Source organism: Paenibacillus sp. EZ-K15, from assembly GCF_002573715.1.
Classification (GTDB): domain Bacteria; phylum Bacillota; class Bacilli; order Paenibacillales; family Paenibacillaceae; genus Paenibacillus_AQ.
Genome location: NZ_PDHM01000012.1, coordinates 237,789 through 251,971 on the forward strand (window position 1 = coordinate 237,789; position 14,183 = coordinate 251,971).

At 49.1% G+C, this 14,183-nt stretch carries 14 protein-coding genes; all 14 read left to right on the plus strand.

Annotated features, from left to right (window positions below; translation table 11 throughout):
- Nucleotides 1–62: 62 nt before the first annotated feature.
- The 14 genes from yqfC to dnaG all read left to right on the plus strand — a co-directional run bounded on the left by yqfC (nt 63) and on the right by dnaG (nt 14,182).
- Nucleotides 63–356 (plus strand): sporulation protein YqfC, encoded by a 294-nt coding sequence (gene yqfC / locus CRG97_RS09105; protein ID WP_098742710.1) that lies wholly within the window; start codon nt 63–65, stop codon nt 354–356.
- Nucleotides 353–1,546, plus strand: a complete 1,194-nt coding sequence (yqfD, locus tag CRG97_RS09110) for a sporulation protein YqfD (RefSeq protein WP_098742711.1) — start codon at nt 353–355, stop codon at nt 1,544–1,546. Before yqfC ends, yqfD begins: the two co-directional genes overlap by 4 nt.
- Nucleotides 1,547–1,552: 6 nt before the next feature.
- Complete coding sequence (locus CRG97_RS09115) at nt 1,553–2,524, plus strand: PhoH family protein (protein WP_076320589.1); 972 nt, start codon at nt 1,553–1,555, stop codon at nt 2,522–2,524.
- Nucleotides 2,525–2,538: 14 nt separating this feature from the next.
- Nucleotides 2,539–4,839 (plus strand): HD family phosphohydrolase, encoded by a 2,301-nt coding sequence (locus CRG97_RS09120; RefSeq protein WP_098742712.1) that lies wholly within the window; start codon nt 2,539–2,541, stop codon nt 4,837–4,839.
- A 2-nt stretch (nt 4,840–4,841) separates the two neighbouring features.
- On the plus strand, nt 4,842–5,339 hold the full coding sequence (gene ybeY, locus CRG97_RS09125) for an rRNA maturation RNase YbeY (protein WP_098742713.1): 498 nt from the start codon (nt 4,842–4,844) through the stop codon (nt 5,337–5,339).
- The gene (locus tag CRG97_RS09130; RefSeq protein ID WP_237566345.1) at nt 5,339–5,722 is read left to right on the plus strand and encodes a diacylglycerol kinase family protein; all 384 of its coding nucleotides are present in this window, start codon (nt 5,339–5,341) and stop codon (nt 5,720–5,722) included. The genes ybeY and CRG97_RS09130 overlap by 1 nt, the downstream gene beginning before the upstream one ends.
- 19 nt (nt 5,723–5,741) lie before the next feature.
- On the plus strand, nt 5,742–6,149 hold the full coding sequence (cdd, locus tag CRG97_RS09135) for a cytidine deaminase (protein WP_071222942.1): 408 nt from the start codon (nt 5,742–5,744) through the stop codon (nt 6,147–6,149).
- 72 nt (nt 6,150–6,221) lie between these two features.
- A complete protein-coding gene (era, locus tag CRG97_RS09140) occupies nt 6,222–7,124 on the plus strand; it encodes a GTPase Era (RefSeq protein WP_076320594.1) in 903 nt (300 codons plus the stop codon).
- A gap of 134 nt (nt 7,125–7,258) precedes the next feature.
- Nucleotides 7,259–7,399, plus strand: coding sequence for a YqzL family protein (locus CRG97_RS09145; protein WP_076320595.1), 141 nt, complete (start codon nt 7,259–7,261; stop codon nt 7,397–7,399).
- Nucleotides 7,400–7,435: 36 nt separating this feature from the next.
- Nucleotides 7,436–8,191 carry a DNA repair protein RecO gene (gene recO / locus CRG97_RS09150; RefSeq protein WP_098742714.1) on the plus strand — a complete coding sequence of 252 codons (756 nt, stop codon included), beginning with the start codon at nt 7,436–7,438 and terminating at the stop codon, nt 8,189–8,191.
- 370 nt (nt 8,192–8,561) lie between these two features.
- A complete protein-coding gene (gene glyQ, locus CRG97_RS09155) occupies nt 8,562–9,449 on the plus strand; it encodes a glycine--tRNA ligase subunit alpha (RefSeq protein ID WP_071223067.1) in 888 nt (295 codons plus the stop codon).
- Nucleotides 9,442–11,517: a glycine--tRNA ligase subunit beta gene (gene glyS, locus CRG97_RS09160; protein WP_098742715.1), complete on the plus strand. Its 2,076-nt coding sequence runs from the start codon at nt 9,442–9,444 to the stop codon at nt 11,515–11,517. Before glyQ ends, glyS begins: the two co-directional genes overlap by 8 nt.
- 326 nt (nt 11,518–11,843) lie before the next feature.
- On the plus strand, nt 11,844–12,323 hold the full coding sequence (locus tag CRG97_RS09165; RefSeq protein ID WP_098742716.1) for a YaiI/YqxD family protein: 480 nt from the start codon (nt 11,844–11,846) through the stop codon (nt 12,321–12,323).
- A 41-nt stretch (nt 12,324–12,364) separates the two neighbouring features.
- Nucleotides 12,365–14,182 (plus strand): DNA primase, encoded by a 1,818-nt coding sequence (dnaG, locus tag CRG97_RS09170; protein WP_098742717.1) that lies wholly within the window; start codon nt 12,365–12,367, stop codon nt 14,180–14,182.
- Nucleotide 14,183: the final 1 nt, after the last annotated feature.

Here is a 14,183-nt window from a genome sequence, read left to right on the forward strand (position 1 = left end):
ATCTCATAAAACAGCTTCATGGGGCATAAGGTGTACAGTACAGGAAGGGGGAAAGTCTCCATATGTCCCGCATCAGCCGCAAGCTGCAGAAATGGACCCAAGAAATGCTTGATTTGCCACAGGACCTGTTATTTGATTTGCCGCGGTTGACCCTGATTGGCAATAAAGAGCTGCATATCGAAAATCATCGCGGAGTCCGGCATTTTTCCGAGGAGCGACTTGTGTTGTCTTTAACGCAAGGTTCTTTGGAGATTTCGGGAACCGGACTTGCGATTCAGGCTATTCAAAGCCATGAAGTGACCATCATTGGCACCATTCATCATATTCAATACATAGGAATGGGGGAGAAACCGTGAAGATTCCGACGATGATCCATCTTCGAGGATATTTGAAGCTCGCTGTCCGCGGTGAGCATGTGGAAGCATTCATCAATTCATTGGCGGAGGCGGGGATTCCGGTTTGGGATGTAACACCGACAGGGGCTCACTCAGCAGAGCTTAAGCTGCTGCTGAAGGATTTCAGAGGGCTCCGTCCGCTGTTAAAACGGACAGGCTGCCGTACGCGCATTAAGGGGCGCTACGGATCCCCCTTCAAAGCTCGCCGCTTGCTGAAACGCAAAGCGTTTGTTATCGGCGTTGTTGCGTTTTTTATGATCCTGCTCACGCTTTCCTCGATGGTGTGGAACGTGGAAGTAGAGGGGAATGAAACCATCGCTTCAGAAGATGTGCTAGATGCGGCCAAGTTGGAAGGGATCTACCCGTTTCAATGGATATTCAAGCTGCAATCGCTGGACAAGCTGTCCGTGAATATGACGGCCCGCCTCCAGGGAACTTCATGGGTAGGGGTGGAACGCAACGGGACGCGCATACGCATACAGATTGTTGAGGCGGCTGTACCGGAGAAACCGCCGCTTCAGAGCCCAAGGCATCTGATCAGTACGCAGGACGCTGTCATCACCCATATTTACGCCGAGAAGGGGATCCCTAAAGTAGGGATTAACAGCCGGGTAAAGAAGGGCGACGTTCTGATCTCCGGTGTCCTTGGCGATGAAGAAAACTCGGAACGAATTGTAGCCAAAGGGGAAGTGAAAGGTCTTGTATGGCATGAATACGATATCGAGATTCCATTGGTGAAGACTCATAAAGTTTATACGGGGGAAGGGAAGAAGCGCTCCTATATCGTATTTGGCGATCGGGCCGTCCAGTTGTGGGGCTACGGGGATATTCCGTTTTCGCAGCAGGAGACCTTGACTTTCTATGATCCGCTTACTTGGAGGACGCGCGTGCTGCCGCTCGGCTGGATGACGGAAAAGATCATGGAGGTTACCGAGGTCCAGCGGACCATAAGCGAGGATGAAGCCAAGAAAGAGGGAATCGAGGGGGCACGCCGGGATATTTTGGCGAAATATGGGGCGGATTCCAAATTCGTGAGCCAAAAAATTTTGCATGATAAGAAAGAGAATGGTAAAGTTTATATGAAAGTGCTTTTTGAGGTGGAAGAGACCATCGCGAAAGAACTTCCCATAGTATATGATCAAGGAGAATGAGTCTATTTGTCACAGCAAACGACCAGCATTCAAATTTTACTTCAAAGCGCGTCAGAAGGTCTGTCCTTATTCGGACCACAAGATACATTTCTTAAATTAATCGAAAAAGAAATTCCTGCGACGATTGATTCACGGGAAGCAGTCATCACCATTCGGGGACAACATCGAAATGTGGAGAGTCTTCAGCAGCTGTTTGAAGTGCTGCTCCAGCTTGTGCGCAACGGCTACATTTTGACCGAGCGTGATATTCTTTATGCAGTAGAACTTGCCAAGGATCTGAGAGCGGATCAGCTGCTGGATCTGTACAAGGGCGAAATCACGACAACCTTCAAGGGTAAGCCTATTCGTGTGAAAACCATCGGTCAAAAGCACTATGTGACCACCATCAAGAAACGGGATATTGTATTCGGTATCGGTCCTGCCGGAACAGGGAAAACCTACTTGGCCGTTGTTCTGGCTGTTGCCGCACTGAAGGAAGGATCCGTCAAACGGATCATTCTGACAAGGCCGGCAGTCGAGGCTGGAGAGAGCCTGGGCTTCTTGCCGGGAGATCTGCAGGAGAAGGTTGACCCTTATCTCAGACCGTTGTACGATGCCTTATACGACGTCATGGGCCCGGATCAAACGGCCAAGGCACTAGAGCGTGGGTTGATTGAAATCGCGCCGCTTGCTTACATGCGCGGGCGGACGCTGGATGATTCATTTATTATTTTGGATGAAGCACAGAATACCACACCGGAACAGATGAAGATGTTTCTGACACGGCTTGGATTCGGCTCGAAGATGGTCATAACAGGGGATGTAACCCAGATTGACCTGCCGCGAGGCAAGAAATCAGGACTTATCGAAGCTAAAAGGATATTAAGCGAAATTGAGGAAGTCGGATTCGTCTATTTTGCCGAACAGGATGTCGTACGTCACTCTTTAGTACAAAAAATCATCGTCGCTTATGATAAAGCAGCAGAAAACCAAGATTAAAGGGGATTGTCGCAATGGCCTCCAAAGAACCATCGACGGACAAGTCCATATGGGGTAAAAACAGCGGATGGAAATATAGCGTGGCAACACGCTATATTCTGTTTTTGCTGCTTGCTTTACTCTTTTATATCAGTCTAGCATCCAAGCTTTTACCGGAACGGTATGACATACAGGTCAATACGAAAAGCGAAAAAAATATCGTGGCGCCCGTGCAAATTGAGGATAGCAAGGCAACGCTGAAGGCACAGGAGGCGGCGGCGGAGAACGTCCAGCCGATTTACCCTCTCGTTCCTCTGCGGAATGACGTTCTCGTTACGCAAATCCTTGATCGCATTGAACGTGTAAATCAGGACGTGGATATAAGCTCTGCGGAAAAGGTGGAAGTTTATCGCAGAGAAATTCCGAGGATGGCCCGAGAATTCGTGCAAAACTTCGTGTCGGCCAACAGCACGAATGAAGCTTATTCCAAAGAGCTGCTTCAGGAAATGCAGCGGGTCATCGAAGAACAAACCTATCGGATCCCTGAGGAAACGTTCATTAAGATACCGAGGTTGAATTCGGAAGATATTATACAGATGAAGCCTGTAGCTCGCGAGATTGTATCCAGGCTGATGCTGAACGAAATCGTGGATGCCGATACGGCCCGTACCCGCGTGGCGGAGAGAGTGAACACAAGCTCGTTGAATGATCGGACCGCCAGGGAAGTCGTTCAGGAATTGGCGAGTTTAACGATTACGGCCAACAAGTTCTATGATGAGGTTGCCACGAAGAATGCGAAGGTTGAGGCCAGAGAGAATACCCCGCCCGTATTTATCAAACAAGGGGATATCCTCGTAGCGAAGGGCCAGCTAATTACACCGGAGCTTTACGAGCTGCTTGGTAAAAATGGCCTGCTGAAGGACGATATTAATTACTGGCCGGAGCTGGGCGTTCTGCTTCTGTCCGTCTTGCTGTCTCTTGGCATACTCAATTTCATCCGGCAGTCGGAACCCGGTAAATTCAAATATAACAACTCGCAGCTGCTAATGCTGGTCCTGGTGTATGTGATCACGCTGATCCCCATGCATTTGACCGCATTTCTGCAAAGCGATTCCCAGATGTATGTGGGATATCTTGCACCTGTCGCGATTGGCGCGATCCTGATTACCCTGCTGCTGGAAACCTCGCTGGCCTATTTCAGCGTTATCATTTTCAGCATCATGGCAAGTGTTATATTGAACGTCCAAGGCGAATTGTTTGACTTCAAGTTCGGGTTATTCGCAGCCGTGACTTCTTGCGTGGCGATCTTCTCGATTCACCGCGCGAGCCAGCGGTCGACGATGCTGAAGGGCGGTATTATGGCTTCTCTCTTCGGCTCATTGATCGTGTTTATCATGCTGCTGCTCAATAACGATACATGGACTACGAGCGAAACGCTGTATTCGATCGGGTTTGCCATCGCGGGCGGCTTATTAACGGCCATCCTGGTTATCGGGTTAATGCCGTTCTTCGAAGTAACCTTCGGTATTCTGTCGGCGCTGAAGCTGGTGGAATTATCGAACCCGAACCATCCGCTGCTCCGCAAATTGTTGACGGAGACGCCGGGCACTTATCATCACAGTGTCATGGTCGGAAATTTGTCCGAAGCTGCGGCGGAAGCGATTGGCGCCAACGGACTGCTGTGCCGCGTCGGTTCCTATTATCATGATATCGGAAAAACTAAGCGTCCGATCTATTTCATTGAGAACCAGAACAATATGGAGAACCCGCATGATTCCATTGAACCGAAGCTGAGCAAATCCATTATCGTTGCTCACGCAAGGGATGGCGTAGAAATGCTCAAGGAGTACAAGCTGCCTAAACCGATACGGGATATCGCAGAGCAGCACCATGGCACAACGTTTTTACACTATTTTTATCATAAAGCGGTTCGTCAGGCTGAAGAGCAGGGCATCGAACCGGATTTCACCGAAGATGATTTCCGTTATCCAGGACCGAAGGCTCAATCCAAGGAGTCTGCGATTGTCGGCATAGCCGACAGCGTGGAAGCGGCTGTCCGTTCATTGCGTAAACCGACGGTGGAACAGGTTGAATCGATGATCGAGAAGATTATCAAAGGTCGCCTGGATGACCATCAGTTTAATGATTGTGATTTAACGATGAAGGAACTGGATATTATCGCCAAGACATTAAAGGAAACGGTGATGGGGATTTTCCATTCCCGGATCGAATATCCGGAAGATGTGAAGCGTCCCAAGCCGTCCGCACCAAATGGCGATATCTCGACTGCTTCCGAGACATCCGCAACGAGTGAGGAACAGAGAAGGAGCGTATAAGAATGAGCCTGCAGCTGGCATGGAATAATGAACAAGAGGATTTTCAGATTAGCGAGGAATTGATCGCCCTGCTTGAAGTGATTCTTCAGAAGGCCGGAGAGGCTGAAGGCGTAACCGATGGAGAGGTGGATCTGACCTTTGTCGATGATGAGCAGATCCATGAATTGAACCGGGAGTATCGGGGAATCGATCGTCCGACCGACGTTCTCTCCTTTGCAATGAATGAGATTACGAACGATGAGCTCGAGATCATTTATGAGATCGAAGAGGGAGAAGAACTGGAGAGCGTGCCGGATGTTCTGGGTGATATCATTATCTCGGTCCCTCGGGCGAAGCTGCAAAGTGAAGAATATGGTCATTCCTTGGAACGGGAGCTTGGTTTTCTGTTTGTTCATGGATTTCTGCATTTGCTCGGATATGATCATCAAGATGAGGCGAGCGAAGCGGAAATGATGGGCAAGCAGGAGGCTGTACTTGCAGAAGTAGGATTGACAAGATAGTGAAGCCGCACAGACAATCGTTATACAGGGCATTTGGGTGCGCGATGCGCGGCATCTTGACGGCTGTACAAACGGAACGCAATATGAAAATCCACATTGCTGCTGCCTTGATTGTATTCATCGCAGCAGCTTTGCTGCAATTGGATCGAATGAGCTGGTTATTTTTGTTATTGGCGATTGCCCTCGTATTTATCGCGGAGCTGGTGAATACTGCAGTAGAGGCCATTATCGATCTGATCTCGCCGGAAGAACATGTTTTAGCTCGGGTGGCTAAGGATACAGCAGCCGGTGCAGCGTTAGTTGCAGCGGTGTTTGCCGTCGTAATTGGCATTCTGGTCTTCTATGGACCGGTATGGGAATGGATACAATCAATGACAAGTTGAACAATAGGAGGAACTGGATATGGATGCAGGATTGTTAATGCAGGAAGCGATTAAAGCACGTACACGGGCTTACATACCCTATTCGACATTTGGGGTGGGGGCAGCCCTGCTCGATTCGCGCGGAGAGGTACATCTTGGCTGTAATGTAGAGAATGCCGCATACGGTCCTACCAATTGCGCGGAACGCACAGCATTGTTCCGTGCGATTGCTGATGGTCATGAAGCAGGGAGCTTCCAGGCGATTGCCATTGTTGCCGATACGGATGGCCCGTGCACGCCATGCGGTGTATGCCGGCAAGTGCTGGTGGAGCTGTGCAAGCCGGATATGAAGGTGATCATGGGGAATATGAAGGGTGACATCAAGGAGACGACCGTCAGTGAACTGCTGCCGGGAGCGTTTGGTCCTTGGGATTTAAACAAGCAGTAAGTTTGCAAATGAACAGGATCATATCAAGGTTTACACAACATGTAGATACAGGAACAGTAGCGGAGGAATGGTATGCAAAAAAAACAATTTAAGTCCGGGTTTGTGGCTATAATCGGAAGACCAAACGTAGGGAAATCAACGCTGATGAACCAGGTGATCGGTCAGAAGATTGCTATCATGTCGGACAAACCGCAAACAACACGGAATAAAATTCATGGGGTTTATACGACCAACGATTCCCAAGTGGTGTTTCTGGATACGCCGGGAATTCATAAACGTCAATCCAAGCTCGGGGATTACATGAATCAGACCGCTTTGAGCACGCTGGGCGAAGTTGAAGCCGCCTTGTTTCTGGTAGACGCTTCCGAGGGAATCGGCGGGGGAGACCGTTATATCGCCGAGCAGCTGCAGAAGATCAAGACTCCGATCATCCTGGTAATGAACAAAATCGACAAGATTGAGCCGCCCGCTCTGCTGCCTCTGATTGAGCAATATCGGAAGCTGCATGATTTTGCAGAGATCGTCCCGATTTCCGCGAAGCTCGGCAATAATGTCGACACGCTGCTTGAACAGATACAGAAGTATTTGCCTCCTGGCCCGCAGTATTATCCTGAAGACCAGGTGACGGATCATCCGGAGCAGTTCGTGTGCGCAGAGCTGATTCGCGAGAAAATTTTGCATATGACAAGAGAGGAAATTCCTCATTCCATTGCGGTTACCATCGAGGATATGCGGGTGGAGGAGAACGGAACCGTATATATTTCAGCCGTGATTTTTGTAGAACGCGACTCCCAAAAGGGCATCATTATCGGCAAGCAGGGTGCTCTGCTAAAAGAAGTTGGCAGACAAGCTCGTCAGGATATTCAAAGGCTGCTCGGGTCCAAGATTTTCTTGGAACTCTGGGTGAAGGTTAAAAAAGATTGGCGCAACCAAGAACGCGTTCTTCGCGATCTCGGATTTCACCGCGGGGAATAAAGCCGTAGTGCAAATCGGAGCCAAATCATACACGGCGCCGCCTGCCAACAATTGCATTTCATAAATCTGCTCTAGGCGCACATCCTAATTTTCGTAGATGCGAAACGTCATTTCCGAAGAGAGGATGAATACGAATGCGAGATTTTTCGTGGAAGTATTTTGCGATGACTGGAGATGTCGATGCGTATTTGCTGTATAAGCAAACCGAGGGTGAGTCGGTTCTTACAGCTGCATCCGTTGAAGATGAGGCGGCCCCGCATGAAGAAGACGAGTAATTATTGGTTGTTCCAGGAATGGTTGGGGGAAAGCGCATGCTATATCGGGCGGAAGGGATTGTCATCCGCAGCATGGACTACGGTGAAGGGAACAAAATCATTACACTTTGCACCAAAGAATCGGGCAAGGTAGGCGTGCTGGTCAGAGGAGCAAAAAAGGTGAAAAGCCGACATGCTGCTCTGACACAGCTATTTACCTATGGAGAGTATGTTTTCTTCCGAAATGGTACGGGGCTCGGCAACTTGAATGCCGGTGAGATCATGGAGTCTCATCACGGGCTCAGGGAGGATCTTGTGAAAGCCGCCTATGCTTCTTATGCTTGCGAGCTCTTGGATCGGGTGCTGCAGGATGAGGAGACGGGCGCTTTTTGGTTTCATCAGCTCAAAGCTTGTCTGGAGGCTCTTCAGGAGGATAAGGATCCTCAAATTATCATCAATCTGTACGAGATGAAAATTCTGCAGGCCGCAGGGTACGGGCCGGAGCTAGATGTGTGCATATCGTGCAATCAGCCGAGAAAAGACGAGGATATGCTGGTGAGCCCCCGTCTTGGCGGCGTCCTGTGCCGTTACTGCAAACATCTGGATCCGCCGGCGATGGCGATCTCGCCTAGAACGTTGAAGCTGCTCCGCCTGTTTGGACGGCTGGATTTAAGACGGCTCGGCAATGTGGACGTAAAGGACGAAACGAAGGCCGAGCTCAAAAAAATCATGCGGGACTTGATGGATATGCAGCTTGGGCTGCGTCTGAAATCGCAAAACTTTTTGGATCAAATGGACAAGTACAATATTTGACGTAAGATATAGAATGAGGTATTATATTTATCAGTTTATTAGTTTTTTGAATACTGACATGCATTGAACGGGAAAGTAGTGAATGATCGATCCGCGAAATAGCGAGCCGGGGGCGGTGGAAGCCTGGTGGGAGATATTCATGAACAGGGCACCCGGGAGCATGATGAAACGATAAAGTGGGTTTTGTTGATCGCTGAAGACTAAGATTGTGTAGGCGACGCAGCAGGGCCAAGTAGGGTGGAACCGCGGGAAGCTACAGCTCTCGTCCCTATGTCTGTACAACAGGCGTAGGGCGAGAGCTTTTTGTTGTACAGAGAATGGATACGTATGACGGAATGAATTAGAAAAAGAATGTAAAGGAGCTAAAATCATGAATTTTCAGCAGATGATTTTGACGCTGCAGCAATTTTGGGCAGAACAGAATTGCATCATCGTGCAGCCGTACGACACGGAAAAGGGTGCCGGTACGATGAACCCGATGACATATTTGCGTTCGATCGGACCCGAGCCTTGGAATGTGGCTTATGTAGAGCCTTCCCGTCGCCCTGCTGACGGCCGCTATGGAGAGAACCCGAACCGTCTGTATCAGCATCACCAATTTCAGGTCATTTTGAAACCTTCGCCGGACAATATTCAAGAGCTGTATTTGGAGAGCTTGAAGCGTCTTGGCATCAACCCGCTTGATCATGACATCCGTTTTGTTGAGGATAATTGGGAAGCGCCGACGCTTGGTGCATGGGGCCTTGGCTGGGAAGTATGGCTGGATGGTATGGAAATTACGCAGTTTACGTACTTCCAGCAGGTTGGTGGCATTGATGCTAGCCCAGTAGCTGTAGAGATTACCTATGGTATGGAGCGTCTTGCATCCTACATCCAGGATAAAGAGAACGTTTTTGATCTGGAATGGGTAGACGGCATCACCTATGGAGACGTATTCCATCAGCCGGAATTCGAGCATTCGAAGTACACCTTTGAAGTGTCCGACGTGAAGATGCTGTTTACGCTGTTTAACATGTATGAAGAAGAAGCGAACAAAGCAATGAACCAAAATTTAGTATTCCCGGCTTATGATTATGTTCTAAAATGCTCCCACACGTTTAACCTGCTGGATGCTAGAGGAGCAATCAGTGTAACGGAGAGAACGGGATATATTATGCGAGTGCGAAACCTGGCTCGTCAGGTTGCAGCCACGTATTTGGAGGAGCGCGAGAAGCTGGGCTTCCCGCTGATTAAGAAAGGGGGCGCAGACCATGTCTAAGGATTTATTGTTTGAAATCGGTCTGGAAGAAGTCCCGGCGAGATTTCTGCGCGCCGCGATGGAACAGCTTCAGGACAAATTGGTCAAATGGCTGGATGCTTCCAGAATCGGACATGGCGAAGTAACGGCATATGCTACGCCGCGCCGCTTGGCGGTATGGGTACAGAACGTTGCGGACAAACAAGAGGACGTCAGCGAAGAAGTGAAAGGGCCTTCCCGCAAGATCGCATTGGATGATAGCGGACAGTGGAGCAAGGCAGCGCTTGGCTTTGCAAAAAGCCAGGGCGTTGATCCCGAGAGTTTTACGTTTAAGGAGCTCAGCGGGGTAGAGTATATCTATGTGACAAAGAACAGCGTCGGCGTGGATACGAGGTCGATCCTGTCAGAAGGACTTCTTGGCATTTTGACTTCGATGACATTCCCGAAAAATATGCGCTGGGGGGCGCACGAATTTAAATTCGTCCGTCCGATTAAGTGGATGGTCGCTTTGCTCGGCAGTGAGACGATTGATCTGGAAATTACGGGCGTGAAGGCGGGCAACGTGACCCGTGGTCACCGTTTCCTTGGCGGAGAAGCCGTTATTCCTGAGGCATCCGCTTACCGCGACGTATTGCGCGAACAGCATGTCATCGTAGACGTGAATGAACGCCAAGAGATGATTGTGTCGCAGATCCAGGCATTGGCCCAAGAGAAAGATTGGAATATCGCCATCAAGGATGATTTGCTCGAAGAGGTATTGTTCCTGGTTGAGACTCCAACTGTGCTGTATGGATCATTCGACTCCTCATTTCTCCATATTCCGCAGGAAGTATTAATTACTTCAATGCGTGAGCATCAGCGGTATTTCCCTGTGCTGGATAAGCAGGGGCAATTGCTTCCGTTCTTCGTAACGGTGCGCAGCGGGGACAGCCGTTCCCTGGACGTTATCGCAAGAGGGAATGAGAAGGTGTTGCGGGCTCGTTTATCGGACGCGAAATTCTTCTATGAGGAAGATCAGAAGCTTCAGATCAAAGATGCCTTATCGAAGCTGGAGAGCATCGTTTTCCATGAGGAACTGGGGACCATCGGCGATAAAGTCCGCAGAATCCGCCGGATTTCCGATCAGTTGTCCGCGAAGCTTAGCATTTCGGCTGACGAAGCCGATTCAGTGAGCCGTGCAGCCGATATTTGCAAATTCGATCTGGTGACCCAGATGGTTTATGAATTCCCTGAACTGCAGGGGGTTATGGGAGAGGATTATGCAAGAAAAGCCGGTGAGAAGGAGCAGGTCGCCAAAGCGGTGTTTGAGCATTACCAGCCTCGCTTCGCCGGTGACGCGGTGCCTTCCACCTCGGTGGGATCCATCGTAAGTATCGCGGATAAAATCGACACGATTGTGGGATGCTTCTCCATCGGCATCATTCCGACAGGGTCCCAGGATCCTTACGCACTTCGCCGTCAGGCGGCGGGCATCGTTCAGATCATCTTGGAGCACAAATTCCCGGTGACATTATCGGACGTCTTCGGTGTGGCTCTGGAGGTTCATGAGAACATTCGTGTTTTGAAGCGCTCGACGGATGAAATCCGAAAGGACCTTAAAGAGTTCTTCGGGCTTCGCGTGAAGAAGCTGCTGTCCGAAGATCAGCGTTATGATGTGGTGGATGCCGTGATTACCGCCGGATTTGATCATGTGGTGTCGGTTGTATCCCGCGGTCACGCGCTGATGAATGCTGTGGATCATGTCCAGGACTTCAAGACAACGGTGGAATCCTTCAACCGGGTCAGCAATTTGGCTGCCAAGGCCGGCAAGGCTGCTGTCAATCCTGAACTGTTTACGGAAACGGAAGAAGGCAAGCTTTATGAAGCTTGGAACGCGATTCGCGAAGATTACCATGCCGTGCTGCAAGCTGCTGACGGTGAACGTTCATTGTCCTTGCTGGGTGGACTCAAAGAACCGATAACCGGGTTCTTCGACTCCGTTATGGTCATGGCTGAGGACGAAGCGGTTCGGGCCAATCGTCTTGCACTGCTCTCCGGTATTGATGGAGATTTGAAGCGTTATGCCGATTTCACAAAATTAGTGTGGTAGTAGTGACAGCATGATTTTACTAATGTTATAATGCATTGTTCAGTGAAAGCGACAGCCCGTGGTTATGTACGGGATGGCGCTTTCGCTATGAACGGACGGAATCAAGCAAGTGAGGGTCATTGTTTATTTGAAGAGATAAGAAAGTATAAGCTTCAGAGGCTTACCATCCTTATCTCGCAAGAAAAACTTCCGCTATACGCGGTCTGTCTTCTGTGAAAGTACGTCGATAGACGTTTTTCTTATAAGCAGGATTTTAATCGGCCAAAGACGTATATAATAATATACAGCATAAAGATGAATCCCAAGATTAACGATAAGAGCCGGTGATGCGAATGAACGAAAGCAACTCCATATCGATCGTGGTTGACGGTGATGCATGTCCAGTCAAGAAGGAAATCGCAGAGACTGCTCGTACATTTCGTGTGCCGGTACTGCTTGTTTCTTCCTATGATCATCTGCAGCAGGCAGAAGAAGGGGTTACGACGATCCAGGTGGATCGGAGTGATCAAAGTGCGGATCTATACATCGCTAACCACATATCCAGGGGGGATATCGTGGTGACGCAGGATTATGGACTGGCTGCACTTGCGCTTGCCAAATCATGCCATGTGATATCCTTTCGTGGTCGTATTTTCCATAATGCGGATATCGATTTCATGCTGGATTCCCGTCACCATCAGGCGAAGGCGAGGAAGCAAGGAAAGTATGGCAAAGGGCCCAAAAAACTGCTTGACGAAGACCGGAGTTTTTTTCAACATAAACTGACAAAACTTTTGCATGAATTGCAGGAGAATGTCCACCCGTAGCGAATACTATTTACGTGCCAAAAGAGATGAAGGTGGTTTGGATGAGTACCGGACAAGGTAATATTCCGGATGATGTCATTGAGGAAGTACTGGCCAAAAGCGATATTGTGGACACGGTCAGCAAATACGTGCATCTTACCAAACAAGGGAAATACCTGAAGGGCTTGTGCCCGTTTCACTCAGAGAAGACTCCTTCCTTTACGGTTACACCGGAACGCCAAATCTTTTACTGCTATGGCTGCGGTAAGGGCGGAAACGCCATTAAATTTAGAATGGAAATCGAAGGATTTTCTTTCCCCGAAGCCGTAAAGACAATGGCAGAAGAGAATGATATCTCGTTGCCGGAAGGTCAAGGAGTTCCCGTAATTCCTCGTAATCCGGAAAAAGAACGTTTGATTGAAGCCTATGAGCTTAGCGCCAAGCTGTACCATTTCCTGTTGAAGAATACGGAGCATGGTACGGAAGCCATGAAGTATTTACGATCCCGTGGAATGAGCGACAAAATGATTGACCAGTTCCAAATCGGTTATGCGCCAGATCGTTGGGACACGCTGGTTCAGTTCCTGACGAAGCGAGCCTTTGACTTGAAAGAGATGGAAAAGGGCGGTTTATTATCCGCAAGAAATGAACAAGAAGGCTATCTCGACCGTTTTCGCGGACGAATCATGTTTCCGATACATGACCGCAGCGGCAAGGTCATTGCGTTTGCTGGCAGAATACTGGGGGACGGTCAACCGAAGTATCTGAATTCCCCGGAGACACTTCTATTTAATAAGAGCCGCACATTGTACAACCTGCACCAGGCAAAGACATCCATACGCAAATTGCGTCAAATTCTGTTATTCGAAGGTTACGGTGATGTCATTTCGTCATGGGAAGCAGGACTTCACAATGGTGTGGCAACGATGGGGACCTCTCTAACGGAAAACCAAGTAGCAATCATGAAATCGGTGGCTGAAGAAGTTGTTGTTGTCTATGACGGTGATAAAGCCGGTATGGCTGCTGCGTTAAAAGTCATTCCAATGCTGGAAGGCGTTGGTCTCAGAGTACGAATCGCTTTGGTGAACGAAGGAATGGATCCTGATGATTACATCCGCAAATTCGGTGCCGAGCGTTTCAGGCATGTAGTAGAAACAGCTGTTTCAACAACAAAATTTAAACTTATATATCTGAAGAAAAACCATATACTGCTAGAAGAAGATGGTAAGATTGCGTACGCCAAAGAGGCATTGCCCATTATCGCAGTACTGAATTCCTCAACTGAACGAGAAGTTTACTTGAGGGAATTGTCCTCCGAGCTTCATCTTTCCTACGAGAGTCTTAAGCAGGATTGCAATCTGCTTCGGCAATCGATGCAAAAAAAGATGGGCGATGGGGATAATAAGGAAAAAAGGTGGAATAATGGTAGGCATAAAAAAGGGCGCCAGCCCGCCCCGGTACTTCTGCCTGCTTACCATGCTGCAGAGCGGCGGCTGCTGTCGCTGATGCTGCAGGATGCGGAGGCCGCGCGATACGTTGGCGATCGCCTGGGAGAAGCGTTTAATATTGAAGATCATGCGGCAATTGCTGCTTATCTATATGCTTTTTACGCACAGGGTAAATCTCCGGATATCAGCCGTTTCATGTCATCGCTGCACGACGATCGTTTGGAAATGACGGTCAGCTCGATCATGATGATGGAAGCACCAGCCGAGTGGAATGTTCAAGTGCTCGATGATTGCATACGTGAGGTGCTGAAATTTCCGCAGCAGAGAGAGATCGACCAGAAAAAAGAAGAGATGATAAAAGCGGAGCGCTCAGGTGATTTTTTGCGAGCCGCACAAATTGCAAGTGAGATTATCGCCCTAGAAAGACAATGAA

Bases quoted from the DNA above. Each gene is read 5' to 3' on its own strand.
- yqfC (WP_098742710.1), top strand. From the start codon at position 63: ATGTCCCGCATCAGCCGCAAGCTGCAGAAATGGACCCAAGAAATGCTT.
- CRG97_RS09120 (WP_098742712.1), top strand. From the start codon at position 2,539: ATGGCCTCCAAAGAACCATCGACGGACAAGTCCATATGGGGTAAAAAC.
- ybeY (WP_098742713.1), top strand. From the start codon at position 4,842: ATGAGCCTGCAGCTGGCATGGAATAATGAACAAGAGGATTTTCAGATT.
- cdd (WP_071222942.1), top strand. From the start codon at position 5,742: ATGGATGCAGGATTGTTAATGCAGGAAGCGATTAAAGCACGTACACGG.
- era (WP_076320594.1), top strand. From the start codon at position 6,222: ATGCAAAAAAAACAATTTAAGTCCGGGTTTGTGGCTATAATCGGAAGA.
- CRG97_RS09145 (WP_076320595.1), top strand. From the start codon at position 7,259: ATGCGAGATTTTTCGTGGAAGTATTTTGCGATGACTGGAGATGTCGAT.
- recO (WP_098742714.1), top strand. From the start codon at position 7,436: ATGCTATATCGGGCGGAAGGGATTGTCATCCGCAGCATGGACTACGGT.
- glyQ (WP_071223067.1), top strand. From the start codon at position 8,562: ATGAATTTTCAGCAGATGATTTTGACGCTGCAGCAATTTTGGGCAGAA.
- glyS (WP_098742715.1), top strand. From the start codon at position 9,442: ATGTCTAAGGATTTATTGTTTGAAATCGGTCTGGAAGAAGTCCCGGCG.
- CRG97_RS09165 (WP_098742716.1), top strand. From the start codon at position 11,844: ATGCGAATGAACGAAAGCAACTCCATATCGATCGTGGTTGACGGTGAT.
- dnaG (WP_098742717.1), top strand. From the start codon at position 12,365: ATGAGTACCGGACAAGGTAATATTCCGGATGATGTCATTGAGGAAGTA.